We start from the raw sequence: 24675 nt of genomic DNA on the forward strand, positions 1-24675 counted from the left end.
CCTCAGTCCTCATCAACGCCGTCGTCAACCTCACCCAAGCTATCCGAGTAGCCGGATGCGACCTCAAAATCCCCCTCCCAGTTTGTTTTTTGGGGCGCAAGACCGGCGGTGGACGAGGCCGACGTTGCCTGAACACCAACATCACCGGTCGGCGGTGTAATCTGGATGGGCGCGGGCATCACCGTTTCCCACCAATGATCGCCGGTGTGGTACTTCTCGCGCATGCGCGACGCCAGATCCGTGACGCCGGTGGGGATCTCTGTACCCGTGTCAGGTAGCGGCAGGGGCATCCGGATCTTCCACAGCTGACCGCCTTCCAGGAGCGCGAACGCCTGGCCTTTGGGGAGTGAAACGACATCGGCCGGTTCGATCATGGGTACCTGCACGGTGGAGACGCGGTCACCGCCGGAACTGGAAAAATCCTGATCCGTATCGACGTTGCTGTTGTCCGAGGTCATCGACATCAGCATGCGTTGGTTGATGGAGACCTTTCTGAGTTGCCGGGTCAGTAGCTCCGCGGTTCGGTCCTCCCGCACCCGCAACATGATCACATTATTAAAGTTACCCACCACCTGGCGGGCTTTCGCGGCGTTGCCAATGCGGGCCTCGATGTCCGACAGCGTCTGGGTGTAGGCAGTCACCTGGATGCCGGCGCCACCACCTTTGTTAATCAAGGGGATGAACTCCTCGCCCATTAATTCATTGAATTCATCGCAGTGCAGGTTAATGGGGAGTTTGCCGGCGCGACGTCCGATATCAGGCAGGCCATCATCGATGCCGTGCTTGTAGATGTGGCCAGCCATACTGACCAGATCCGCGAACATGCTGTTGCCGACCGCTTGGGCGACCTCGAAGTCGCTCATGGCATCCAACCCAACATAAACAATCCCGCGCTGGCGAATGACCTGCCGCCAGTCGAAGATGGGGCGTTTGTCTTCCAAGTCGGTGTAGTCCGGGCTCAGCAACTCGGCGGTTTGGCCGGTGGTGAGTTTTTCCAGCAGTGGCAGCAGGGAGGCCACAATTTTATCGAAGTAGGTTTTGTCGTAGCGGACGGCGGATCTCAGCCCTTGCAGCACGGTATCGGCTACGGGGTTGCCCTGTAAGTACAGCTCAATGGCGACGACCCGGGGGTGTCGGCCCTGCATATTGCGGGGGATAGCATTCGGCTTGAGCTTTCCTTCAATCTCTCGGATTTGATCCCAGGCGGTCTGATCGTATTGAGGTAACACCGCGACGCAGTACTCGATCATGATGTCATCGATGTTGATGACGTCGGCCAAGATTTGTTCGTAAGTGGGGCGCTGCCCCAGGGCATGCCGGGCCCGGGCCACGATATTGACAAACCGCCAGGCGAATTCTCTGAACGCGGCGCTGTTGCCCTCTCCAGACAATTGCCCGGATATGCGTGTGGCCACCTCGGAGATCCGCCCGAACCGCCCCACCGCGTTGTACCGCGCCGATAACGCGGGGTACCCCAGATGAAAAATATGGAAGGCGTCGCCGCGGTCGGCGCGGTGCGCCTCGATGTACATGCGCATCATGAGGTCCGCATCCCCCTTGGGATCGAAACAGATCACCACATCGCCCCGGTGGATATCCTGAGTGATCAGTATCTCCGCCAATCGTGTCTTCCCGACCCGAGTGGTGCCTTCCACCAGGGTATGGCCGACCCGTTCCCCCAGTGGCAGATACACATCGCGTTCCGTCGGCTCGACGGCGTGCAGCGCGGGCAGGCCGCCCACCGGCGGTAGTGGCCTGACGGGATTGAGCGGGGTATCCGCGCTGAGCAGTTGGATGACTGGAGCGCCCCAGGCGTAACGATCCAGTCGGTTTTCCCAGGCCCGAGCCAGCTGGTAGGGGAGAGACGGTTGCAGGTACGACTGCGTCTCGGGCAACTGTGCTTCATAAAGTCGGCGAGTGTGGATCGCCTCCCAGCGGAACCCTTTGCCCAGCCACAATTGGCGCTGGCTTACCGGGATCTGGCGTGACGTGAGACTGAACCGGGGAAGGCGCTTCATGTTCCGACGGTAGCGCCAGATCCGCCACGCCTGGCGACCGCGGATACCGGCGAACAGCAGAAACGCGGCGGCGGTGCCGTAGCCGATGGAGGGCGTCAGCGCGATGGACCAAGGCGCCCACAAGCACAGCACGGCGCAGCCAAGGCAAGTCCCTGCCGTGTACGCCTCCACAGCGGGACGCAACAAGGATTCAATAGGATGATCCTGGCTCATACCGCGTCTCCGATCATTCGATCACGCGCACGCCCTTGGCGCGGCGTGCGGCTTCCACCTGGTCCCGCAACTGCTGGCGTTTACCCTCAGTGTTGGGAACCGCCTGGAGCAGGATGCGCGGCGTTGATCGGTCCGACCCCAATACATAAAGGTTGCCCAATCCCACCAATCTCAAAAAGAACGGGGAAGCCAGGCCGGTGTCCTCGATGCGATACAGCTCCACTTCCTCGGTGTGGCGGGTAAGCACCCCGAACTCAATGCGCAAATGCCGCGCCGTCAGGGTGTAGCGTGTACAGCGCACCACTAGGTAACTCCAGAGCGCGGGCAGCACAAACACGAGACCCACCATGGAAAACGGCCAGGGCAGGCCAATGATGGAAAGCGGCACGGCCAGGGCGACCACAAAAAAGGTAGGGGCGTTCAGCCACTGGCTGGGACGGGCTGTCCAGATGACGGTGTTGTCGGAAGCTGTGGGGGCAGGGAACATGGTGTCCTCCGGTCACTGTTCCAGTCGGGTGGGGGTGACCAGCACCGGGTAGTGGGTGAGGCCCAGCCGCGCTGCCAGATCGTCCCCAGGGATGGGACGCAGCTCCAAATCCGGTGCCTGTTCGCGCAGCGCGGCGAGATCCTCAGCGGTCGCCACGTTCACCACCATCCCCACGGCCCGCAGTTCAACCAGCCGCTCACGGCGTTGCGTGAGCCAGCGCATGGAGTCCGGATCCGTGCCAATCAGGAAAAAAGGAGTGGTACTGGGAGGGAGATCGAGCGCGCGAGGCGCTACCGGCCCGACACTCAACCGTTCGGACACCACGGGCAACATGTCCGCCTCGGTGGCAGCCCGATTCAGCACAATGTCCGGCGTTGCCGCGACAAAGCCGTCTTCTTCATTCACCTGTGCCGCCCCGATGGCCACGTAATAGGGCCGAGCGGGCTGCCCGCCGTCGTCGGCAACCACGGTGAGCGGTGACTTCACCTGTGCGTGTACGGCGGTGGCGGTCATGATAAGGGTGAGCAGCGTGATGAGCGGGCGGATCAACATGGGGCGCAGCCTTGCAATCAATTAAAAGGAAAACTCGTTGGTGTAAGTGGGGTGTCCTGGTGGTGCTGCTCTTTCAGCCGTCGTGTCGCCTTGTCCGCCCTGGTGAACCAGGAAGACGGTGGCGCTGTTCAGCGCCTTCATTTCGGCCCGGAACGCGCGGCGGTAGCGCTGCGCTGGTGCGCCACCGGCAGGGCGGTGATAGCGCCCGGCGGCACCGCCCCAGCCGCCGTTGTGGCCCTGGCCACCCTGGTCAAAGCGCTGACGCAGCAGGGCGGCGGTGGCGTCCAGATTGTCGTAGGGATCCAGGGCGTCGCAGGGATCGGCAAACCGCCCCTTGCTACCGAACAGCGCCGGATTCCAGCGAATATTGAGCTGTCCCAGCCCCACATCGATCACCCGCGTTGTTTTTAAGGCTTGATTCAGCGCTTGGCAGGCCTGGGTTCGGTTGGGGTAACGGTAGCCCTGGCCCGCGATGTTCAGTGTCCAGGGCCAGGGCCGTTTACCCACGTTGAGTGCGGTACCGGATTCGGTGTGGGCGAGGGCGTACAGCACCACGGGAGGCACCGCATGGCGCAGAGCCGCGGCGGTATACGCCGGCGGCACGGCCTTGCCGTCATCGGAGCCGGCCATGTCATTGGCCACGGCGCAGAGCGGGGCCATCACCACCAGAGGAGCAAGCACATGAAGGACATAATGGAAAAACCGGAACCAAGCCCGCATGCCATTACTCCCCCACGCCACTGGTGGTGCCCAGCACCCGGGGCAAATCGCTCCGACCGATTCCATCCGGCGCGTGATTGAGGGTGATGTCCCTGCGGCGCACCCGGTCCGCGGGAATCGACAAAGACTGGGCCCAATCGCGGATGGCATCATCACTGCTTGCGCCAACGACATAGATGTCCAGCGCCGCCAACGCGCCGGAGGTGACCTGGCTTACCAGCCGACGCACGGTCCGATCGCACGCGGCGCAGCGCTCAAGAGCCGTGAAGACACGCGGCCGCTGCCCATTCTGTAAGAGGGTCTGGGCGAGCGTATCCGTCTCAGCGGTCCTTCTGAGCGAGGTATCGTCAGCGATGGCCTGCTCATTGGGGTACAGCCGGGCAAAGGCGTCGTCATAAGCGCGTTGGAAGGCCAGTAGACGTTCGACCCGGTCGTGTTCGATTCGGGCAAGCTGCCCGGCATAGCGTTGCCGCTCTTCGTCGGTCCGTGCCTCAATGCCCAGCAACGTCAATGGATCCAGCTGTTGAGAACGGTAGCCGTGCATACCTTGCATCAGAGTTTCGTAACGGTTCCATTCCGTTTGAGAGAGCCCCCAGATTTGGGCTTTTCTCTCTTGGGTGAACTGGTGCTGCGTCTCGGAGCGGTCCGTTGACTGGCGCAGGGTGTTTTGCGGGTTGGAAGAAGGGGCCCCGTTCGCGCCGTCCGTGGCGGCGAACACTGGGGCAGGGGTGGTGAGCGCCACCGGAAAAATCAGGAACATTGAAGCCAACAACGAGAACGGGACAGACCGGATCATGGCGGTGACCTACGGCGCGGGATCAGAAGAGGAAAACGGGACAGTGACGGTCTCCCGACGTACCTTAAACGTGGCAAATCGCTCTGAAATACCACTGAGGGTCCAGCCCTGGTACTGGTCCCCAATGGCCATAAAGCGGATGTCGGCCAGGCCGGTGGCGGAACGAGGGGTGACGCCGATATAGTCAATGCCGCCCCGCGATTCCACGCCGGTCAGCAGAAACGGTGCGGTAGGCCGATCCCGTCGGGCTGCGGCGCGAGAGGAGGCGGTGCGTGCTCTTTGGGTGGCCACGGTGGTGACTTTTTTCTCCAGCGTCTCCAGGTGTTCATTGGCCTCGTTGATGCGGGCCTCCGCTTTTTCCATCCGCGCCGTAAGCGCGGCCATTGATGCCGCTACCTCTGCGATGTGCGCCGCCATGGCGTCATTCAGATCCTGGGTCTTGTACTGAAACTCCTCGAACAGATCGCCCTGTTGCTCCTCCAACGCGCTCAGCCGACTTGAAACGGCGGTAGTAGGGGTGTCTGCGGGGGCGGCGTCACCATCGGATACGACGGGCGCGGTGGTCGGATTAACGTCGCCCATGCCAATACCGATCTCTTCGACGCTATCCAGATCGGTGGACGGCGCCGGCCCCACGGGCAGAGCTCCGTCTACGCTGGCCGAATCTCCAGTGGCGGGCGAAGCGTCGATGTCGTCAGAACCGCCACAACCGGTGATAAGGACCGCCACTAAGATCAACGCGGCATTGGCTGGAAGCGATGGAAACCGCATCATTCACTCTCCTGCTTTTCTGAACCGGATTTCACGTTGGCCTTCATACGCGCTTGGTGGGCTTGCGTTGCCGCCGATTCCTCAGCATTGAGGTGTGCAGCCGTTGTATCAGTTGGGCGGGTTGGGGCGGCTATTTCGATCGTGCCAACGTGGGCCGGGACCCGGGCACGAAAACACACTTCCCGGCGTCGTGGATCCTGTTGGAGTACCCAGGCCGGCCCAGCCAGGACCTGCAGCGCCTCTTGCAATGAGGCGGGGCCCAGATTCCGGTGTGTGAGCGGCAAGGGCTGATTCGCCAAATCCGGAGGCACTCCATCACACAGGTGATACCCCGTTCCCGCCAGCAGGTGCATGAGGGCGTCCTTCACCGTGACCGTGACCGACAGCGTGCTGGGGATGGCAACGCGAACGACCTGGTTGATCAGCTGTTGCTGACCGGAGGACGTGCCCAGTTCCCATAGCTGGTAGCGTCCGGTGCGGACTACCTGGGGTGCGTCTGAGACTTTTTCCATTATGTACAGATCGGGAGAGGCATCCGTCAGGCCATTGGCCGCGTGGGCCTGGGACGATGCCGGAGGAGTCGGTGTGTCGGCCGACGCGGACGCTGGGTGATCCGGGGGTATCGCGGAGCAGGCCCCCAGCAGTAGGGCGAGAGGCAGGTTGAGTACTGAAACAATCGAAAGAAGGGATCGGTTCATGGACGGTCCAGGCGTGTGACGAGTCAACGCCTGAAACGGTGCCGAAGCGGGCCGGGGCGAACAACGCCTAATCCGTGGGCTCGCCGTGGCAATTTACGAGGCCGTCCTGTTCTCTGCGATCGATGCCGGAAACAGGAACGGGGATAACGATGGCAATGACGGAAATAAAAGAGGGCGCCATGGGCGCCCTGGGGGAAAGTGAAATGGGGAATGCACGGGACGTATCAGAGATCGCCGCACCCAAGGGGACAGCACTCCGGATCGAACCCATGACGGCAGGACCCATCGTCCATCCAGTCCTCCCGCATGGCCTCCAGCTCCGCCCGGGTGACGTAATCGAACTCTCTGGCGACGTTGAGAATCGCGGCTTTCGCTGTCGAATCCTCCGTCGTTGCCAGCAGTGCATCCACACGTTGAGAGAACGTGTCTTGGTAGATTTCATAAGAACAGCCACAACCGCGTTGCGCGCTGTTGGCCAGGTGTTGAACGTTTGCCGCGATGGTCTCTGGGACTGTGGCGTGAATGGAATCAGACATGGTGGTTCTCCTGTGTTGACTATGTTGATGAAGAACGGAGAAACACCATGCACTCGTAGAACGAGACGCGTCCCATTGGGGAAGGTGTTTCCCCGCAGGAAGAACGAGGCGACTAGCGCCCCGATGTGTGAAGGTTGATGAAGGTCAGGCTTCCTCCTCAAGCAAATGAGGGCGCCATTGCTGGATGATAGCCTGGAAGTCGTCCTTGAAGCCGAGCGTGTCCGGATAGACCTGCCGTTGGCACAAGAACCGAATGACCACCTGCATGGCCTGGGTGATTTCGTCATCCAGTCCCCACAGGTCGGTGAGGGCAAACGCCCCACAGGAGGCGCTGTTCCACCAACTCAATAAAAAGTTGGCGACCCTGGCGCTCTGTCCGGTGTCGGATTTGGCGAGCCGGATCAGGTAGGTCAACGCCCAGTATTCCTCGGGACTGAGAATCGAATGAGTCTCACCATTGCCTGAGCCCATTCGCCGATCCTGGTGCCGTTTCAAACGCCGCTCTTGAACCTCCGACAATTCGCCAGCCCAGTAACCGCAGTGCACACAACGCACCGCGATGGCGTTGCCGTCCATCAGGTGGTCCGCCTCATTACCACAAGACGGGCAGGTGGAATGATAGATGTTCATAGAACCTCCATGGAAGTGGACCGCGTGAGCGCGTAGGCATCAGAGTGCATCAGTTGCTGGTCGTAGTCCGACCGAATCGAATCAAGAAACCCGCGACAAAACTGCTGTCGCAGATCCGCGATACGGCCGAGATCGCTGGGCAGCACCAGACGAAAGCGACCCGCCATATAGGCACAGTGCCGCGCGTGGATCTGTGCGGCGGGGCTGCCCGTGGCTTTCCAGCGAGTAAAATGATCAACCGCGGAGCGGGCATAGAAGGTGCCGCGATTCACGCGGTGTTGTAGATCGAGATGGGACATGGTCGTTCTCCTTAACGATAGGGATCGAGGACGGAGAACCACCACGTCACCAGCTGGTGACGTCCCTGACGGGAGCGGTGATGCCCCGTCGAGGGTGAGGGTGTGATTTGGGCCGAATTACGGCGTGTGTTTTTGCGTCCAGTTACCCGTTGCGAGCGCAGCGTCAGCGGCGCTCTGGTTCGGAAAGTATTCTTCCGATTCCCGTGAGACGGGACCGAGTTCGTCGCTGCCGGTGCCGATGTAGTACCCGGCGCCACTGCTCAGAACGCGGAGGGGTAAGGACAGGCCGCAGTACTTCACGGCGAGATATCCAGTCTGTTGCATGGTCTTTCTCCTATACGGTTAAAAGACACCGAGAAACACCACACAGATGTGCCCCTGACGGGAAGGTGATTCCCGGTCGGGGTAGGGGTAAAGGCTGGAAATGAAACGGTGAAAAGAGGCGGCAAATCAGCCGAAAATTTTCAGGACGGCGATGATGGCACCGATGATGGTGAACCCTTGAACCAGCATGGCTTGATACATGCGGCTCAGGATCCGGCTTTCGACCAAAGCAATCTCCTTTGTAACCAGAGTAATGTCTTGCTTGGTCGCCAGATGGGTTTCCATATCAGTCTCCAGCGCTTCGACAACGGCCTTGGCCTTATCGGGCTCGACGTTGACGTTACGTAATGCCTCATACAGCGCGAAAGGCGCCTTGGCGTTCATGGCGTTCCTCCAATAAGCTCAGGGAACGCTATCCAGGGATAGGTCCCCGGATGGGTAGTAAAAGCAGGATCGAAGCCAAAAGGCCGCCCCATTGCACGATCCGGGTGGGGCTTGAAGGGCGCTGCATGAACCTGCAGCAAGGTTTTGCCCGTTAATCTCAGCAAAGTCAGGCGGGTTCGTCAAGAAGGGCTGACCGTGTTCCTCATGGAACACCTTCAATCGAAACTCAGCTGTACTTTCCCGTCCGTCAGTGTCGCCTTCGCATCGTACTTCTTCCCCGTTTTCTTTGAGGTCAGCCCTATAAGATGCACGGTCTTGCCGGCCAGGAGTCCGGCGGCCTGGTTGACCGTCAGCTTTTTTCCGAACGTGGTCTTCCAGACCGTGTTACCGCAGGCGTTGCAGCGCCAGCTCTTGGCGGTCTCGGTGGCAGACCCACCACACTGGCAGGGCAGTGCGTTGTCCTTCACGGTGGCTGCCAGGGCGGACAGGGTTTGCCCCTTGGCGTGCGTCACCACGGTGTTGAGCCAGTCCAATTGACGGCGCATGAACTCGTCCAGTGTGCCGGTACCGGTGGCGATGTCTTCCAGGGCCTGCTCCCAGGCGGCGGTGGTATCGGGGTTGGTGATGGCACTGGGCAACGCATCGATCAGCTGACGCCCCTGCTCGGTGGACACCAGATGACCCCGTTTTTTTTCGATGAAACCCCGCTTTTTCAGGGTCGCAATGATGTTGGCCCGGGTGGCGCCGGTGCCGAGTCCCGCAGTGTCACGCAGCACCGCACGCAGCTTGGGATCGGTCACCATCTTGGCGATGTTCTTCATGGCGGCGATCAGAGTGCCGTCGGTGTAACGGGCCGGCGGTGTGGTCATCTTTCGATCACAGTCCACGGACTGGATGGCGCAGGACGTGCCTTCCGGTAGCGCGGGGACCGTCCCCTGGTCGCCACTGCCGTCTTGTTGATCGTCGCCGTCCTGCGGCGTCGATTTTGAGGAGGGAAACAACCGGGTCCAACCCGGCTCGACGGTGGCCTTTCCTTTGGCCAGGAAAGGATGGCCTTGAACAGACAGGGTCAGCGTTGTCGCATCGTACTGATGGTCCGGGAGGAACTGGATCAGATAATGCCGTCGAATAAGGCCATACACCTGCCGCTCCGTTGTGGAGAGACGGGTCAAGTCGGCGGATTCGGCAGTGGGAATAATGCCGTGGTGCGAGGCTTTTTCCACCTCGGTGTCGTTCCAGGTTTTGGTCCGCCGGCTCATATCCAGCATCGACTGTATCGAGGTCAGCTCCGGTTCCATGGCAAGGACCGCGCGCAGCACATCAGGCGCCTCGCCGTGCATGCTAGTGGGCAGATGCCGGCACTCGGTTCGCGGATAGCTCGTTATTTTATGGGTCTCATACAGCGCTTGAGCCGCCTCCAACACCTGATTGCCCGACAGATCAAACCGCTTCCCGGCTTCCTGCTGCAGGCTGTTCAGATCGAAGGGCAGCGGCGGCGGTGCCGCCTTGCGTTCCTTCTTGCTATCCGTGACGTGAGCCTGTGCACCCGTAACAGAACACTGCTGCGCCACGGTGCGGGCCACGGTCTCATTGATGCAGCGGCCCTGGCTGTCGCAGTGCTCTGCCGCTGGTTGCCAATGGGCTCGAAATGCCGGTGCCGCGGCACCCTGCGCCGACAAAGTGCTGGTGATCGTCCAATAGGGAGAGGGCTTGAACGCCTCAATGGCTCGGTCCCGATCGACCACCAACCGTAGCGTCGGTGTCTGGACCCGACCCACGGACAACACACCCTGGTAACCGGCGTTTCGTCCGAGGACAGTGTAGGCTCGGGTCAGGTTCATGCCCACCAGCCAATCAGCCCGGGCGCGGGCCATCCCGGCCAGATACAACGGGTACGTCTGCTTTCCATCTCGCAATTGAGATAGCGCTTTGCGGATGCTGGCGTCGTTCAGTGCGGACAACCACAAGCGCTGCACGGGGCCTCGGTAGCCACACAGCGCCATCACTTCCCGGGCGATCACTTCGCCTTCACGATCCGCGTCGGTGGCGATCACCAGGCGCGAAGCGCTCCCCAGCCACTTTTTTATGACGGTGAACTGGCGTTGGGCACTGGGCTTCACCACCAGGCGCCATTGCTCTGGAATGATGGGTAACGTGTCCAGGGCCCAGGATTTCAAGGCCGGGTCATAGGCCTCCGGCGGCGGCATCTCCAAAAGATGGCCAAAACACCAGGTCACGACCACTTCTTCCGACTGGGTGCTTCGGCAGCCATTGCCCTTGCGGGTGGCGCCAAGCACCCGAGCGATGTCCTGACCTTGTGAAGGCTTTTCGCAGAGATAGATCGTGGTCATGCGACTCTCCTAAACAGCGAAAAATAAAAATGGATACCCCGGTAAAAAAAGACACCGGCCATGTTGGGGGGGGAGGGAGGCCGGTGCCGAAGGGTTAATCGTTGCAATCGAGACCATCATGAAGAAAGAGGGGAGCCCGGAGGCGGTCTCCCCTGGCAGATCACAGCCCCTGTGCTCTGCGTTTGGGCGAGTCCAGATCCGATTAAAGGAATCTGAAACCCACCCGAGGTGCGGGTGCCTGCTCTGCCTGCCAGTACGCCCCCGAATGCTGGGCCGGTTTTACCCCACCGCTGGCTGGGGGATAGTGCTCGGTGGATACCGGGAGACGCCCAAGACGCCAAAGACATCAAAAGGGTCAGAACGCCTCGGTACCCGTGTCATCAAAAGAGGATTGGGGATTCTCGTGCTCACGCTCCGCCGGCGCGCCTTGTCCTGCGGAGGCTTTCGGCCGTAGCGTGACGCTTTCCAGGCGGGCGAGTTCAAGCGTCACATTACGTGCGTTGACTTCCTGAGACGTCATCGCCTCGCCGTCTTTTTCCCATGGCCGCTCCAGTAGTGTCCCCTCCACGCGAACGCGCATACCCTTACGCAGAACGCGAGCCACGTGTTCAGCCCGGTTGTCCCAAACGGATATGGTTAGCCAGCAGCCGCCTTTGTCCACAAAACCACCGTTGCCATCGGGAACGGAGTGATCGAAGAAGACGCGCATACTGGCGACCTTACGGTCCTCGCCGTTGACTTCGACGGTACGCAGTTCCGGGGCGGAACCGAGATTGCCTGAGCCGGTGATCCTGAGTGCCATACCGATTTCCCCAGTGATGAGCGGTTGAACAGGGTGGCCGTGTTGACGGCGCGTTGACGATCAGACTGGAAGAAAGGGCCGTGACGCTCAATGCGTAAACCGCACCGCAGTCAGTGGAATTTTCATTGAGATATCCCAGAGCAATCGCTCACGAACCCCAGGAGGGGGCTTCGGTCTGGCGATGCGCTTTCCGCCGCCGGCGTTTGGTTTCGGGAATGCGACACTGCCAAGCCCCGTTCTTGGAGTTGCAGGCACGGCCCGATGGAACCGCGGTGCGGCTTCGCACCGGTTGGGGATGACCGTGACAGAAGTCGTCTTGACACACTTGGTGTTGTCGACAGAATGGCTGGTGTCACGGTGGGTGGCCCGTGGTGGGATACGTTGGCGCGGACGATGACAGGTCCGGTGTGAGGCTGGTGTTCCCTGAATCGTGCTGTCCCTGGCGTCTCGAACATGCTGGCTCTATCTGATTCTACGACGGGGCGCCTGACCCACCCACCGTGACACTCCCGTGTTGCTCTGACATCCCGTCCCGATTAAGAGGCGGGTGCCAGACACAGACCGCGTTCCCCCAGGATGTTGGCCGATGCGCGTTCGGTCAGGTCTTCCAGCGTCAGGGTCTCAATGTTGGCGGACTCGGTGCGACCGTCCAGGGCGGTTAAGCTGAACGCTTTCATCCATAGATGACCTTCCTTCCCAGCATGCGGTTCCAACGTCATCACCACGAGCAACTGAGGTTGATACCCAGTCCAGCCGTGCGCTTCGTCTTTATCAAACTCGAACACGAGCTGGTCACCATCGAGCTTACCCGGCGCGGAAACGGGAAACTCGCCAAAGGCGTTGGAGCGCAAGCGAGCAACGTAGGACGGGTTACGCTTTTCGGGGTCATCGACGCGGATGTCCAAGTGCATATCCAGCGCCGCGGGCAAGCCACTGCCGGGCATGCACTGATCGCCCAGGGTACCGATGTATTGACCCTCGAAGTGCGGTGGATCGCTGCACCCCGATAGCAGAACCGATGAAATCAAAAGAGTCATAAGGCAAAGCTGCTGTCTGGCTGAAAAGGTCATGTATCACCTGTGTGTCACGTGGAACAAAAAAGTGAATTGATGGCGCACTATCCATATCCGCGCTCTTTACCCTGTTTACTCATCGCGCCAATGGCACTGACGTTGGCGAGCCAGTCCTGCAACCGCTGGCGCTCGTAATGGCGCAGTGACAACGTCAGGTTGAGATCCAATCGTTGGCGCTCGAACTTCAGATAGTGGGGACGGGCGGATTCGGGCAGGAGCCGTAGCAGGAGTGCACCGCCTTCGCTGGCGAGGTTGACCGGATGATTGAGCCCGGCGGGAATGTCCTGGCCGCGCCAGTGCCGATGACTGGACCGGCGCCACCGGTACAACGTCATAGTGCGATTGGGGTATCGCACCAGGTAGAAGGGAGACCGGGGAAACCGCTGCCGAAACGCTTGGCACAGATTTTTGCCGTCCTGCTCCGCCCGGGCGATCTGCTGCTCCAGCTCTGCCAATCGAGCCCGGACCTGATGAACGCGGTATGCCGTCATAATCGATAGATGCCTTGTCAGCCCTCTTACCCTTAAAGGGTTAAACCCTTTAAAGGGGAGTTTGTCAGAAAATGGGGGACCTGCGTTGTCAGAAGTATCCGAGGGTGTGTTGTCAGATAACAGTGGGTAACTGCGCCAGCCGATGGCTCTGTCCGCCGCCGAAGTGATTACAGTGTAATCACCGGAAGGAGGCCAGCCGATGGCTCTGTCCGCCGCCATGACACACAACGGCTGTTCCAATCAATCCTGCTCACTGCCGTCCGGCTTTTCTGCCGCAGCGGCCGCAGTGTCTTTATCTTCAGGGTCGGCGTTCTCTGGCGCAGTCTCAGGGTGATCGGTCTGGACCCGCAGAGGCGGCGCATGGGCCGCCCGCAGCTCGCCGCTGAGAATCTCATCAGGCAGCTCGCCCATCAATTCGATGGCACGCTGACCTTTCTGTGTGGCCTGGCGCACATCATCTCGGGTGACGGCCAAATGCCGGTACCCCTGAATGGTGGCAAACAACCGTCGGACACCCCGGCCCGACTCCTCCAGGTGGCGCTCGAAGGTCTCGCGATCCAGTAGCCCGACGAAGCGGCCCGTCATGATGGCCAGCACCAGCTCGTCCAGATCAGCGAGAAGATAGGCGCCTTGGTAGGCATACGGCGTTCCGAACGTCAGTTCGACGACGGCCGGCTCCAGGGAATGGGCAAGGGTGATATCCATGGCGGGCGCCCCCTCCAGGAACCGATCGATATGCTGGCGCAACCTCTGGATCTGCTCACGCACGGCATCAGTTTCCTGCTCCACACGGAGCAGCCACCAGTCGGCATAGGGGTCATCGTTTCCTGCAGCGGTCCATAACTGTCGTGTCATAGCGGCGTAGCGGTACAGGCCAACGATGGCGGGCGTGCCACTGACAGGATCCGCGCGTCGGCCGTGAATCAACCGCTGCGCCACCCGAGTCTGAATGGTCATACGGACGCTGTTGGTCAGTCGCCCGGGTTCGATGGGGCTACCGCCAGAGGAAGGGCTTGAGGTAGGGGAGGTATGAGAGGTGTCGTTGGACGTGGGATTATCGGCCATGGCGTCGCTCACTCGGTCTATCACAGTGTTGTCAGACGCCACTGTAAAGATTCGATAGAAGGAAAGACGCCGATAATCGGCGCTCTGATCGATTCTATTTTCCGTGCCGGGCGATTGACGTCCATGTTTGCTCTAACCGGTTATGTTCTACCTTTTCCGAACAGTACGATGAGAATGATGATCGCGGCGAAAAGGGAGAACACGTTGGGCCAGATCACTTGGCATAGGATCCCGGCGATGACCGGCAAGCCTACAATCCATGTCTCAGGGGCTCGCCACCAACCCGAGACAGCGGCCTTGGTGATGACAAGTGCGAGCATCATGGACATGGCAATGGTGATTGATAAGGTCGTGTCCAGAGTCATCTCTCTGGTGCTCATTCTTAAGAAAACCAGTCCGACGACTGTGCATTCAGGGGACAGGTGCGGCACTCGATATGGTCACAGTGGAACGTATCACAGGCGATCTGCACAAACCGAAAGATCGAACAGAGTGTCGGGAACTCACACACATAGACAGGATCGTTCGGCGACTCAGACTCTTGGGATAGCCGCTTAAGATCACGAAGGGATTGGTATACATGGCCCAGATGCCGTCGCTGAGCAAAGCGCCGGATTCGATGATCCCAGATACGCTGGACATCCATCCCACAAACCCAATGAGGAGGCCAATCAGCAAAAGCCCTCGTGTCTCCGATCCCGCCAATGCCCGCCTGAAACACGCGGGTCGGTCACTGAGTATCCGATGTGACCGTTTTTTAAGTTTCATCACAAGAGCCCTCCCTCCGAAATGTGTTGTCAGCGAGGACCTTAACCAGTGTGACGTGATGGGCTACCTAAAATAGGAGAGACGCGGTGTGGTGTTTTCCATTTGCCTGTCGCGATCAGAAGGCCAACGATGATAGGACGCTTAAGCCATGACTCGATATGACGACGCAGCGCCATCTCATTTTTTGGAGGTGCTTTGGTTGTGAAGTAGGAGGGTGCCATGAATCATCGTCAACAGGCCATCGCAAAGACCATCACGACTTTGTTGGCGCTTATGGAGCAGACACGGCCGATGCAGGCTCTACACGCCTCCTTAGAACAGAAGATCAATGCGGAAACGGTGGTGACCTATGTGGGCCAAATGTATTTGTACGACGTGGACGGGGAAGAGTACGCTGTTCGTTTGGAGGAACTCGAAGCCGATCCGATTTCAGCAGAAGAAATCGGCCAGGTAGCTCAGGCGCATTTCTCCAAAGAGATTTGGTCAAAGATATTGGGCGGCTAGCTCCTGTATCTGTGATCTCTTACCGCAGGTATTGATGAACTTTGCTTGGTCAAAGCTCACTTTCTTCTCAAGTAAGGTTGTATAGAAATCATGGCCTTGAGAGGGATCTCTTTCGACTATGTGCATTTTGATGTTCTCCTCGCTTCCCGAAACCGTATGATTGCTGAAAAAAAGGCGCAATGACTTTCCAGAGTTTCTGGACCTTGTTATTGAGCTATAACGCTCAATGTTGATCCTGAAGTCCGTGCTATTGTCGATGCATTGGCGAATCTCCTGATTCAGTTTGCTTTTCGTAACTAAGCGGCATCCATACAAGTCAATAGCCTCGCTAAAATACAGAAAGGCGTAGGGAGTGTTGTTCGTGCTGACGGACTCGTACTCCCAGGCCTTATCGGCCGCAAAATTGCGAACAATATGTTGACGGGCCGTTTTATTGAAGCGAATTCCTGTACATTCCTCCATAGTGGAGAAGATGATGTCCAGGTGCTGCTTTATAAATTCAAGGAGATGGCGGGCGCCAGCCGATCCAGGGGCTCTCCTTTTGCCCTTATCAATCCTCAGTGGGTTTTTCAGGGGACAATTTTCGTATGCGTGCTGGGAGTAGTTTGCCAGCCCCTCCACGTTATATTGTACGTGTTTCCCATAAAGGACCTCGGTTTCAGTTTGGGGGATAATATAGTTGATAAGCATGATGGGGCCTTGACACTTAGGGCACAGTGCGTATCTGGCTTTCCGCTGTGCTCCTTTCTGACGTACGTATCTCTGGTCTCGCCCTGTCTTGCGAATATAATTGTCTTCAGTCAACTCGATTGCCCAAGTTGGGTTGTCGATCGTGCTGAACACATTCATTGCCAATCCCTCTTTTGAAGGCCGTGATTAGATCCGTTCTTGAAATAGAGTGCCGCCTTGGGGTGTTCAAAGCAGGCGAGTGGCGTGTCCTTGTTTTTTCAGCAGGGAGACGGCTTTCTTGTCGAACGAGACGAAGGTGTCGGCACCGAGCCAGGCCCCATCGTAGGCGATGACGCCGTCCGCGAAGTCACCGCCGACTTCCAGCAGGGCAAGACCCGCCTCGGCCGCTGGCCGGTTAACAACGATGTTCTTTGTGTTCAGGAGCAGACGGATCGCTTCGGCGATATCCGCACGATCCACCTTGTAGCCGCGATGCAGGACCCAAACCAGCTCACACAAGGTTTGCAGGCTGACCGCCACCATGTCGGCCTGTTCCAAGACGTGAACAGCACGGGCAGCCTGGGCCTTATCGTCATTCACGACGGCGCGGAGCAGAATATTGGTGTCAGCGGTGATTTTCATTGCCCGTCGACTCCCGCTTCCGCGCCCGCATCGGCGATCACTTCGTTGATGTCCTCAATGCTCAGTTGGGCGCCGTTGGTTTTGTCTTCGAGCACGCCGCGCAGCGCTCGGAATGAGCCCTTGGGCCGAGCGGCCCGCAGCGTAGCGCGCCCATCCGGTAGTAAGTCCAGCTCGATCTTTTCGCCAGGCTTGATCCCTAGATGCTGAAGGATCTCTTTCCGAAAGGTCACTTGGCCCTTAACGGTTACGGTGAGTGTGCTCATGGTTCAACTCCTGTCTGGATGCTCCTTAATGGTAATGTTGAATTGCATTACCTTCAAGGCCCTTGAAGGCCGTCCAGACCTAACCCTGTAAATCCCTCTGTACTCGGAAGAACCCTATGCCGCGTAGCGGCATGACAGGCGGCACACCGATCGCCTGATCAAGGCGGGTACGGCGGGCCGCCGGCGCCTCGGCCCTGGCGGTGATGAGTATCTCGATCTCTTGCCCTCCCGCGTTGTATAGAACCCAATGCTATAAGAGCACGGTGGACAGGACCGGAACCTGGCACTCCACACTGTATAGCTGGTGTTGTCAGTGCGTAGCACTGACTCATAAAAAAGCGCTTTTCCCAGATGGAGCCCTTTGGGCGACAGCGGGGCTTTCTCCAGGCAGCTCTGCTGCCTAGAGAAGTCTTTAAAGGAGGGTATTAATGTCCGTCATTTAAGCCAGAACCCTCCCGACAATTAAGTACCGATACCCAGAGTGTTATCCACAGAATTAGGGATTAGCGCTCATCGTTTGGAGAAGGAGGGCTGGATTGGCCAGCAAGAACACACAGCTGTTAGGTGGAAGTGCTGCCAAATCCTAGGAATGAACGGGCTGGAAGGGGTACGCGGGAACCAAAAAGGCAATAGGGTACTTACCGTGACTGCAACCAAGTCAGCGCGGCGCGGTGGACAACATCAGGGGAGAGGGTCGGATCCTGGATCATCAGATCGGCGCATTTCAGGGTGTAAGCTCGCCGTGTTTCCTCATTCCAGTTCGACCAAGTTTGCGGTGGTCCTGTGGGTGGAGACTGAGGGGAGGGGGCACTGCCGACGCTACCATGCTGGGACGTTGAACTGCCAAACGCGCGCCCCTTCAGGATCAGCATGAACCGGGCGATGTCCGACAGGGATCGTGGATCGGTTCCGGACTGGGACCACTTCCGTGCCTGTTTTTCCAAGCGTCGGCTGGCGGTGTTGCGTTCGCGTTTCACGCGCCGTTTCGAGAACCCCAGTGCCTCAAAAAACTCCACGCGTAAGGCTTTCAGGGCCACGAAGGTGTGCCACTCGCCGTCAATGAAACGGCGGACCTGGCTGGAGACGACCACGCCAGCGTTCCGCAGGTCACGCCAGGCCCTCTCCACCTTCCGCGATACTCGTGTAGGTCCTGGGCAGAGTCCTGCCTTGTAACCCAGGTACGACAAGGTGAGGGGGCGGAATCCCTCTCGTGTCGGGATGCCCACCCGTAGGCTTGCCAGATCCACATAGCGCAACAGCGCCAAACCCAGCCGCACGCAGGCGTCCCGGCGCTCCACGCGCTGCTGCCGCCAACTGCCATTGGCAGTGTTGAGTGACGGCAACACGCGGGTTGGCCAATAAACATAAGCCATCAGCCGTCCCCCGGCGTCTTTCAGGATATCCGGTAAGGGGCTGGACTGAAGCAGATTGGACAGATAGCCCCTGGCGGATGGACTGTACTTGACCCGCGTCGGCAAGGTGCCCAGGAGGTGGCTGTCTTTCCCTAAATGGGTGTCCATCGCCTCCCTCCCGCAAGCGCGGGAGAGGGGGCGGGGTAGCGAACCGCAGACTCCCTCTCTCGTTGCCACAAATGCAATAAAATCGACACTTGCAACACGCTCGCGGGAGCGATAGGCTCCGAAGAAGCGAGCGTGAGCGTGTCCATGTCGAACGTGTTCGTGTTCGTGTAGGTGAGATTCGATAAAACGCTGGCGGCGTTGATGTCGATCTGAAAAATAGCGGCTTCATTCCTGGTAGGCGCCTGGAATGAAGCCGTTTTTCTTTGTGCGTCTTTTAAACGCAATGTAGAAGAAAGCGCGGACGCGCGGGCGCCGTCGGCCACGGGGTAGGGCGCGTGCCAGGTCGCACACGTCCTACCTGCCCTGCGGCGGTGGCACCGAAGGAGGGGAGCGGGGATCATTGCTATCGACCCACGGCTCGCCGCGATGCGGTTTCCGAGTGCGTGGCGTGGGCATTCCGCTGCGAAGTCCGCTTGCCAGCCCGCTGGGCCGGGGCTGCCGGGCACTCGCTGAGGATGCGATAGATTACCCTCAGATCCCGACCGGTCCTTTCCGACAGAGACAGCCAGTCCTCGGGCGTCAACTCCGCGGGATCCTGGGCCCCACAGTGGTTCTTCCATGCCCGCCAGACCACCTCAATGGTGGCCTCATCCGGATCCGGTGGCCGGCCGGGGCCGCGAGTGAGCCGCACGGCGCGGCGCAGGCCGGTGTATTCCCGGACGCCCATGTTGTACAACACCGCCATCAGTTCCGCCGGCGCTTCACGGCGCACCAGCTCGCGCTTGAGGTGCGTCCGTTCGGATTCACGGTGTACTTGAGCGAGCAGCTGCCGGAACGCGCCGCGATCCAACCGGACCTGCAGCACATGGCCATGCAACTGAAGATGATGGGACAACAGCGTGACGGTCTCGATGGTGAGACTTTGGAGAGACCGTAGCTCCTCTTCGCCGAACCCAAGATCCCGTAGGGCGGCGTAGTCGCCATCGTGCAGACACTCCGCTGCGTAGGTTAATAATGCGCGGGTCAATTGCGCTTCCTTGTGCCGCATTAGGATATCCATGGTTCGCCCTCCGTGACGGAATGAATGGACCGAACGAGCGCCACCAACTTGGTGAAGACATGCCACTGCGTGTCGGACCAGCGCAGGTACAGCTCAGAAGCCAGGTGGAAGGGATTGAAGGTGGGGACATGATCGACCCAATCTGGAGGCAGGTGATCGGCCAAGGCCGTCTGATTGGGATGCTGTCCAGCCAAGCTGGCCAATTGCCACCACACACAGGCGGCGTGTCCGTCCGCCGGTTCCGGCAACAGCACGAAGCCGAACCCGCTTTCAGGTAGGGAGAGGGGTTCGGAAAGGCCCGCATCGGCGGCGATGGCCGCCGCCAGGTCCCACGCGTGTGCGCGTAGATCGGCCAGATCCGGTGTGGTCTCGGACGCCACGGTTGAATGGGATGAAGACTCAAACACCGACGATGACGCGGGTGTCTCCGCTGCGGACGCCCTGTATTCATCTTGGAAGGTCGTTGTTGAGGGTTGCCCAGGCAGATCATCGTCGACACCGAACGACGGAAGTTCAGGACCGTCGTCGTCTACCGTGTCGTCGCTGCTTTCCTGAGTGGACGCCTCGCCGACGTTGTTGGCGTACCCAGGAGCATCAAGGCCCCCTTCGGTATCCAAACTCTCCGTACCGGGTGTCGCGTCCAGGAAATCGAGATCGTCCTCGGTGTCGTCGTCGGGCACGAGGATCTCTCCGCCGTCCAGGGCGGCTCCGAGCGCCAGGCTGGCGCGCCCGATATCGCAGTCGGCGGACACCGAGATTTCCGATTCCAGTTCCCGCCGGATGTGGTCCATGTCGATGTCGATCTGATCGTTGCGAGATACGACGGCGGCGAACACGCCTTCCACATCGTCCCCGAGACCGAACGCCTGGCAGACATCGCGGAACGCATTGTGGAGCCCGCGCAGCCGCTCCACCTGCGGGCGGCCCATGCCGCTATCCAGCGCGGTGGGGATCAGGGAATAAAGCACATCGACGGCGTAGTCATACCAAACAATGAGTGACTGGCTGACTCGATATCCTTGGCAGTCCAACGCCTCGGCCAGTTCTCTCTGCGACAGCTTTTCTCTTTCCTGCTCTTCCCGAATCAGGTCCCGAACATGCCGGATCGCCATCGCCCGATCGATAAAAATGAGATCCCCGCGCAGATCGTTTTCCTTCAGGTGGGAGAGCAGCGTGCGGCACTCACTGTCCCAGGGTTTAAAGATGACCCAGGTTTGTTTGAACCGCTCGTTGCCGGTTTCCTTCCAGAGCTCCTGCAGGATGCACAGGCGGGTATTGCCGCCGGCACTGACCATGTACCGCGGATCCGGGTCGCCGGGCCGCTTTGTGACCACGAGAGGGCTCTCCAAAGGATCTTCCTGATCACCGGCCGCCAGGATCGAGGCTTTAATCTCCGCGTATTTGCTGTTGCGGTTACGGCGCGGATCGTGGTCGTACCGGCGGATCTGATCCACGTCCATACGCATCGGCGTACTGGTGATCGGGTCGGTGGAGGGCGTCGCGGCGCCGCTGCCGTTTTTCTGATCACGCCGGAATAAGGGGGTGGCAATCAGGGATGCCACCTGTTCGGAAGAAGGTCTCTTTTTACTCATCATCCACCTCCCGTTTTGCTGAGGCGTTTTGATCGGTGTGCATGGCCGCCCAGGCCACCGCCAAGTGGATGGCGGGAATACGTCGCTCGCCATGGTGGATCGCAGCAATCGCCAGCTTGGGCGCGGCATGGATAACGGCAGGGGTGGCGCCGAGGGGACGCACCTTGGCTTCGACGATGCGGGCAATGACGGGGTTGGAGACGTTCATGAGGCGATACCTCCCGTGCGATCAAAGCAGTCGGAACGATGAAAAGAATCAAACAGATCCAGCTGAGCGAGGCCGTGTTGAGCCTGGGGGTTGAGCCAGAGGCACTCGGTGCGGGATGTGGAGCCGAAGCGGCTGGAGCCGCTGGTGGCGAGGGACGCGCGATGCCAGCCGGGCAAGCACTGGTCGTACAAGGGATGGGCGTAGCCGGAGAGGAGTACCATCCCCGTGAGTCCCTGAAGAACATCAAGAAGGACCTCGTGGTCTTCTTGAGTCAGTTCATGGCGGTAGTAACGGGTACCGCCGCTGGAACGGGTTTCAGGCAGGTAAGGAGGATCCACATAATGCAACGTGGTGGGACTGTCGTGGTTGCGCATCACGTCAATCGCGGGGCGATGCTCGATGACCACGCGACTCAGACGCTCAGTGACGACCGGAATCAGCCGGCTTACTCGTGACCAGGCTTGCGCCACGCCCAAATAGGCGCTATCTGGCTTAGTGAACGTTCGCATGCCGGTGCGACCCCGGGTGGCCCCCGCACTGCCGAAACTGAACCACGACCGCACCAGAGTGCGTCGGGCTTGTTCAATGGGCTGATCCGAGGGGATCTGCGCCTGCTCGAACTCTTCGCGGGCGTAGGGGGTGTACTGGCATTGCTGTGCTAGCACGCGGGCGTCATGAGGATCACGCAATACCCGGAAGAGATTGACGATCTCGCTGTCCAGGTCGTTGTACACCTCAGCCGGCGCCGGCGGTTTACTCAATAGAACGCTGGCGCCACCGCCGAAGGGTTCGACATAGACCTGGTGGGGCGGGAAGTGCTGGATCAGCCAATCGGCAATGCGGAACTTGCCGCCGTGGTAACGCAGGATCGGGGCGGGGAGGGTCATGAGGCGCCTCCCGCCACGGTCAACGCGGGCGGAGTGGAGGCTGTGTAGGCAGCATCGCTATGATCCAAGGTGTCGATGTTCGCCTGGCGCACCTTAAACGACAGCACCCAGACGTAGGGATTCGCGTCCCAACCGCCGGTCTCATGGTCGCCATGGAGCCGTGACCAGAGCTGAGCGAACGCCTGCTTTTCACAGGATCGGTAACCGGCGGCCCGCCACTTCGTGTAAGTGGGGAGGGGAAAGCCGGTATGAAACACACCCTCGGCCGTGCAGTCGTTGGAGGGCGAGGCATCGCTGATGTCCTGCAGCCGCTCCACGCGAACCTGGGTCAGCGTCAACGTGAACCGGCTGAACCGTCGGGGCATGTACCGAGCGGCGCGCCAGCGCAGGGGCCACCCGAAGTAGTGCTCCGACAGATCGGTATCGTCATCCAGGTAGCGGATGTGGTCCACGGCCCCCAAACAACCTGGTGTGCGGATGCCAACACGAGGCGTGCCTTCATACGCCACGCAATGACGCTCGACCCCGTCCTCGTGCTGCTCCACCAGGCTGGACCAGGGTTCCTTCACCCAGAGGTGAGAACCTGGACCGCCGTAGGGGCAGGGCAGCCACTGACGGTCTCCCGTCTCCAGGTGCTGAAACGCCACGCCCAGCTGCCCGGTGGTATCGAGCGTCACCGCCGCGTGGAGCGGCACCCAGTGATCCGGATCCTGATTAATAACATCCAGGCCTTGCAGGCGCCGGGTTTGTGTCTTGCGGCCGGTGTGTAACGCTTGAATCAGCGGCGGAATAAACGAAATGAAACGCTGCTTACGCACCATGGTCCGCTCCTCCGCGCTGCGTTTGGCGGCGGCGGGCGGCATCGAGGACGGCGTCAAGGTCGCCGGCCAGAAGTGTCCGCAGGTGGTATTTGTCGCGAAGTGCCCCAACGGTCACAGCACTGACCTTGGCATCGTGCCTTAACCAACGATAACGGTCGGCGTCGCGCTGTAGAGCGGATAGATCCTGTTCCTTGAGCGCATGAGTCGGGGTTGACGTCCGCGTCATGACAACGAGTTGTTCTTCAAAAGCGTCGTAGGCGACGGCGCGTTGGACTTGGCGCTGCGGCGCCCCTTCCCGTGTGCGGGCCGCTTCTGGATTGGAGGACTCGAACAGAAAGTCCGCGATCCGGCAGGCCGTTACTTCGGCTTGGTCGATACGCTCAAGCAGGTCTTCGATCTCTGAGTCGGACCGGGGACATAGGGCGATGGCGGTCAGGGCGTGTTTTGCCTCTTGCAAGAGAGCCTGTTCTGGCGTCATTGGGAGCTCGGCCGTTTTGGATTCGGCGGCTTTCTTGATCGCATTGAGCGCGTTGTGCCAGGGGGAGTTGTCCAGACTGGCTTTGCCAATCTCGATGCCCAAGTGCACAGCGATCGCAGTGGACATTTCGTCCAACAGCTCTTCGAAGGAAGGTTTAAATCTCATCGCGAAGCCCTCCCAAATCGATATGAGGGAACACCTCGCGGACCAGAGCGGACAGGGTTTCCAGGGCGGAAGGGGCGGTGCCTCGACGCCGGCGTTCCAGCCGATGGACAGGAACCTGGGCGGTGGCGGCTTCGCGGTACACCACGGTGGAGGGAACCACCGTATCGAGCACGGAGATGGTGCCGCGTGATTCGGCGAAGGTTGCCTTCCTGAGTGTATCGGCCACCTGGCGGGCATCCACCGTGTGATCCATGCGGTAGAGAAGGCCATAGAGATGGCCGACCGGGGCACCGAGATGCTGCATGGGCTGCAGCCGGTCGAGCATGCCCAGCGTGCCGCGGGCAAACTCGCGGGCGGAGAGGATTTCAGGGGGAATGGGCGAAAGGAGGAGGTCGCCGGCGAGCACGCCAACGTCCTGCAGCGGCCCGACGGCGCCCTGCGTATCGATCAAGACAACGTCATAGTCCTGGACAGCCCGCAGCGCAGTGCGCATGCGAATACGGCCATCGGGAGTGTGCAGGATCCAAGTTTCAAGGCTTCCTTCTGGATCGTCACTGATGACGATGTCCAGATTGGGGAGGGTGGTTTGGCTGATGCAGCCCTCGACGTTGCCGCTGGTAACCAGCTGGTGCAGGCCGTAGGGTGATCGCTCAGAGAGGGGGTAGTAGCTGGAGAGGGTGGGTTGGATATCGGCATCGACCAGCAGAACACGTTGTCCTGCGTCAGCCAGGATGCCCCCGAGATTGGCGGTGGTGGTCGTTTTGCCGACCCCGCCTTTGGTGGAACAGATGGTCACTATCATTGGACACCTCTATTGTTTAGAGGTATCCGATAGGAACTTTAATGATTCGAGAGTGCTCTGAGTTAGGGAGGATTTAGGCCAAGAGA

Annotated in this window: 30 protein-coding genes; 1 reads left to right on the plus strand and 29 read right to left on the minus strand. The window is 59.9% G+C overall.

Annotation, left to right across the window (positions count from 1 at the left end; all coding sequences use genetic code 11):
- Nucleotides 1-2: 2 nt before the first annotated feature.
- From traD to B5T_RS10545, 18 genes are all read right to left on the minus strand, one after another.
- Entirely contained in the window at nucleotides 3-2231 is a 2229-nt protein-coding gene (gene traD / locus B5T_RS10460; RefSeq protein ID WP_080530907.1) for a type IV conjugative transfer system coupling protein TraD, read from the minus strand.
- A gap of 13 nt (nucleotides 2232-2244) precedes the next feature.
- The gene (locus B5T_RS10465; RefSeq protein WP_022996522.1) at nucleotides 2245-2718 is read right to left on the minus strand and encodes a PH domain-containing protein; all 474 of its coding nucleotides are present in this window, start codon (nucleotides 2716-2718) and stop codon (nucleotides 2245-2247) included.
- Nucleotides 2719-2730: 12 nt separating this feature from the next.
- Nucleotides 2731-3291 (minus strand): integrating conjugative element protein, encoded by a 561-nt coding sequence (locus tag B5T_RS10470; protein WP_229682923.1) that lies wholly within the window; start codon nucleotides 3289-3291, stop codon nucleotides 2731-2733.
- On the minus strand, nucleotides 3292-3990 hold the full coding sequence (locus tag B5T_RS10475) for a transglycosylase SLT domain-containing protein (RefSeq protein ID WP_014994474.1): 699 nt from the start codon (nucleotides 3988-3990) through the stop codon (nucleotides 3292-3294).
- Between the two features lie 4 nt (nucleotides 3991-3994).
- Nucleotides 3995-4786, minus strand: a complete 792-nt coding sequence (locus tag B5T_RS10480; RefSeq protein ID WP_022996523.1) for a TIGR03759 family integrating conjugative element protein — start codon at nucleotides 4784-4786, stop codon at nucleotides 3995-3997.
- Between the two features lie 9 nt (nucleotides 4787-4795).
- Nucleotides 4796-5560, minus strand: coding sequence for a hypothetical protein (locus tag B5T_RS10485; protein ID WP_022996524.1), 765 nt, complete (start codon nucleotides 5558-5560; stop codon nucleotides 4796-4798).
- The gene (pilL2, locus tag B5T_RS22275) at nucleotides 5557-6255 is read right to left on the minus strand and encodes a PFGI-1 class ICE element type IV pilus protein PilL2 (protein WP_051015468.1); all 699 of its coding nucleotides are present in this window, start codon (nucleotides 6253-6255) and stop codon (nucleotides 5557-5559) included. Before pilL2 ends, B5T_RS10485 begins: the two co-directional genes overlap by 4 nt.
- Before the next feature lie 224 nt (nucleotides 6256-6479).
- Nucleotides 6480-6791, minus strand: coding sequence for a hypothetical protein (locus B5T_RS10495; RefSeq protein ID WP_014994478.1), 312 nt, complete (start codon nucleotides 6789-6791; stop codon nucleotides 6480-6482).
- A 144-nt stretch (nucleotides 6792-6935) separates the two neighbouring features.
- Nucleotides 6936-7421 carry a DUF7673 family protein gene (locus tag B5T_RS10500; RefSeq protein WP_014994479.1) on the minus strand — a complete coding sequence of 162 codons (486 nt, stop codon included), beginning with the start codon at nucleotides 7419-7421 and terminating at the stop codon, nucleotides 6936-6938.
- Nucleotides 7418-7720: a hypothetical protein gene (locus B5T_RS10505; protein WP_014994480.1), complete on the minus strand. Its 303-nt coding sequence runs from the start codon at nucleotides 7718-7720 to the stop codon at nucleotides 7418-7420. The genes B5T_RS10500 and B5T_RS10505 overlap by 4 nt, the downstream gene beginning before the upstream one ends.
- A 117-nt stretch (nucleotides 7721-7837) precedes the next feature.
- Nucleotides 7838-8044 (minus strand): hypothetical protein, encoded by a 207-nt coding sequence (locus tag B5T_RS10510; protein WP_014994481.1) that lies wholly within the window; start codon nucleotides 8042-8044, stop codon nucleotides 7838-7840.
- A gap of 126 nt (nucleotides 8045-8170) precedes the next feature.
- Nucleotides 8171-8428: a hypothetical protein gene (locus B5T_RS10515; RefSeq protein ID WP_014994482.1), complete on the minus strand. Its 258-nt coding sequence runs from the start codon at nucleotides 8426-8428 to the stop codon at nucleotides 8171-8173.
- A 215-nt stretch (nucleotides 8429-8643) separates the two neighbouring features.
- The gene (locus B5T_RS10520) at nucleotides 8644-10779 is read right to left on the minus strand and encodes a DNA topoisomerase III (protein WP_014994483.1); all 2136 of its coding nucleotides are present in this window, start codon (nucleotides 10777-10779) and stop codon (nucleotides 8644-8646) included.
- A gap of 355 nt (nucleotides 10780-11134) precedes the next feature.
- Nucleotides 11135-11581 carry a single-stranded DNA-binding protein gene (gene ssb, locus B5T_RS10525; protein WP_014994484.1) on the minus strand — a complete coding sequence of 149 codons (447 nt, stop codon included), beginning with the start codon at nucleotides 11579-11581 and terminating at the stop codon, nucleotides 11135-11137.
- A 536-nt stretch (nucleotides 11582-12117) separates the two neighbouring features.
- Nucleotides 12118-12651 carry a hypothetical protein gene (locus tag B5T_RS10530; protein ID WP_014994485.1) on the minus strand — a complete coding sequence of 178 codons (534 nt, stop codon included), beginning with the start codon at nucleotides 12649-12651 and terminating at the stop codon, nucleotides 12118-12120.
- A gap of 47 nt (nucleotides 12652-12698) precedes the next feature.
- Entirely contained in the window at nucleotides 12699-13145 is a 447-nt protein-coding gene (locus tag B5T_RS10535; RefSeq protein WP_014994486.1) for a hypothetical protein, read from the minus strand.
- A gap of 240 nt (nucleotides 13146-13385) precedes the next feature.
- Nucleotides 13386-14210: a PFL_4669 family integrating conjugative element protein gene (locus tag B5T_RS10540; protein WP_080530908.1), complete on the minus strand. Its 825-nt coding sequence runs from the start codon at nucleotides 14208-14210 to the stop codon at nucleotides 13386-13388.
- A 140-nt stretch (nucleotides 14211-14350) separates the two neighbouring features.
- The gene (locus tag B5T_RS10545; protein WP_022995142.1) at nucleotides 14351-14575 is read right to left on the minus strand and encodes a hypothetical protein; all 225 of its coding nucleotides are present in this window, start codon (nucleotides 14573-14575) and stop codon (nucleotides 14351-14353) included.
- Between the two features lie 622 nt (nucleotides 14576-15197).
- Here B5T_RS10545 and B5T_RS10550 point away from each other — a divergent pair.
- Nucleotides 15198-15482 (plus strand): hypothetical protein, encoded by a 285-nt coding sequence (locus B5T_RS10550; RefSeq protein ID WP_014994488.1) that lies wholly within the window; start codon nucleotides 15198-15200, stop codon nucleotides 15480-15482.
- Here the strand turns inward: B5T_RS10550 and B5T_RS10555 are convergent.
- The 11 genes from B5T_RS10555 to B5T_RS10605 all read right to left on the minus strand — a co-directional run bounded on the left by B5T_RS10555 (nucleotide 15462) and on the right by B5T_RS10605 (nucleotide 24589).
- Complete coding sequence (locus B5T_RS10555) at nucleotides 15462-16331, minus strand: hypothetical protein (protein WP_022995143.1); 870 nt, start codon at nucleotides 16329-16331, stop codon at nucleotides 15462-15464. The genes B5T_RS10550 and B5T_RS10555 overlap by 21 nt on opposite strands.
- Before the next feature lie 66 nt (nucleotides 16332-16397).
- Complete coding sequence (locus B5T_RS10560; RefSeq protein WP_014994490.1) at nucleotides 16398-16793, minus strand: type II toxin-antitoxin system VapC family toxin; 396 nt, start codon at nucleotides 16791-16793, stop codon at nucleotides 16398-16400.
- Nucleotides 16790-17056, minus strand: a complete 267-nt coding sequence (locus B5T_RS10565) for an AbrB/MazE/SpoVT family DNA-binding domain-containing protein (protein ID WP_014994491.1) — start codon at nucleotides 17054-17056, stop codon at nucleotides 16790-16792. Before B5T_RS10565 ends, B5T_RS10560 begins: the two co-directional genes overlap by 4 nt.
- A gap of 638 nt (nucleotides 17057-17694) precedes the next feature.
- Nucleotides 17695-18576 carry a hypothetical protein gene (locus tag B5T_RS22280; RefSeq protein WP_051015469.1) on the minus strand — a complete coding sequence of 294 codons (882 nt, stop codon included), beginning with the start codon at nucleotides 18574-18576 and terminating at the stop codon, nucleotides 17695-17697.
- A 403-nt stretch (nucleotides 18577-18979) separates the two neighbouring features.
- Nucleotides 18980-19636 (minus strand): DUF2857 domain-containing protein, encoded by a 657-nt coding sequence (locus B5T_RS10575; protein WP_080530911.1) that lies wholly within the window; start codon nucleotides 19634-19636, stop codon nucleotides 18980-18982.
- A complete protein-coding gene (locus B5T_RS22285; protein ID WP_161631634.1) occupies nucleotides 19624-21231 on the minus strand; it encodes a ParB family protein in 1608 nt (535 codons plus the stop codon). The genes B5T_RS10575 and B5T_RS22285 overlap by 13 nt, the downstream gene beginning before the upstream one ends.
- Nucleotides 21221-21436 carry a hypothetical protein gene (locus B5T_RS23390; protein WP_022995861.1) on the minus strand — a complete coding sequence of 72 codons (216 nt, stop codon included), beginning with the start codon at nucleotides 21434-21436 and terminating at the stop codon, nucleotides 21221-21223. Before B5T_RS23390 ends, B5T_RS22285 begins: the two co-directional genes overlap by 11 nt.
- Complete coding sequence (locus B5T_RS10590) at nucleotides 21433-22323, minus strand: DNA adenine methylase (protein ID WP_014994495.1); 891 nt, start codon at nucleotides 22321-22323, stop codon at nucleotides 21433-21435. The genes B5T_RS23390 and B5T_RS10590 overlap by 4 nt, the downstream gene beginning before the upstream one ends.
- On the minus strand, nucleotides 22320-23144 hold the full coding sequence (locus B5T_RS10595; protein WP_014994496.1) for a hypothetical protein: 825 nt from the start codon (nucleotides 23142-23144) through the stop codon (nucleotides 22320-22322). The genes B5T_RS10590 and B5T_RS10595 overlap by 4 nt, the downstream gene beginning before the upstream one ends.
- On the minus strand, nucleotides 23134-23787 hold the full coding sequence (locus B5T_RS10600; protein WP_022995862.1) for a hypothetical protein: 654 nt from the start codon (nucleotides 23785-23787) through the stop codon (nucleotides 23134-23136). The genes B5T_RS10595 and B5T_RS10600 overlap by 11 nt, the downstream gene beginning before the upstream one ends.
- Entirely contained in the window at nucleotides 23777-24589 is an 813-nt protein-coding gene (locus B5T_RS10605; protein WP_014994497.1) for a ParA family protein, read from the minus strand. The genes B5T_RS10600 and B5T_RS10605 overlap by 11 nt, the downstream gene beginning before the upstream one ends.
- Nucleotides 24590-24675 lie beyond the last annotated feature (86 nt).

This window comes from Alloalcanivorax dieselolei B5, assembly GCF_000300005.1.
In the GTDB taxonomy this organism is placed as follows: Bacteria; Pseudomonadota; Gammaproteobacteria; order Pseudomonadales; family Alcanivoracaceae; genus Alloalcanivorax; species Alloalcanivorax dieselolei.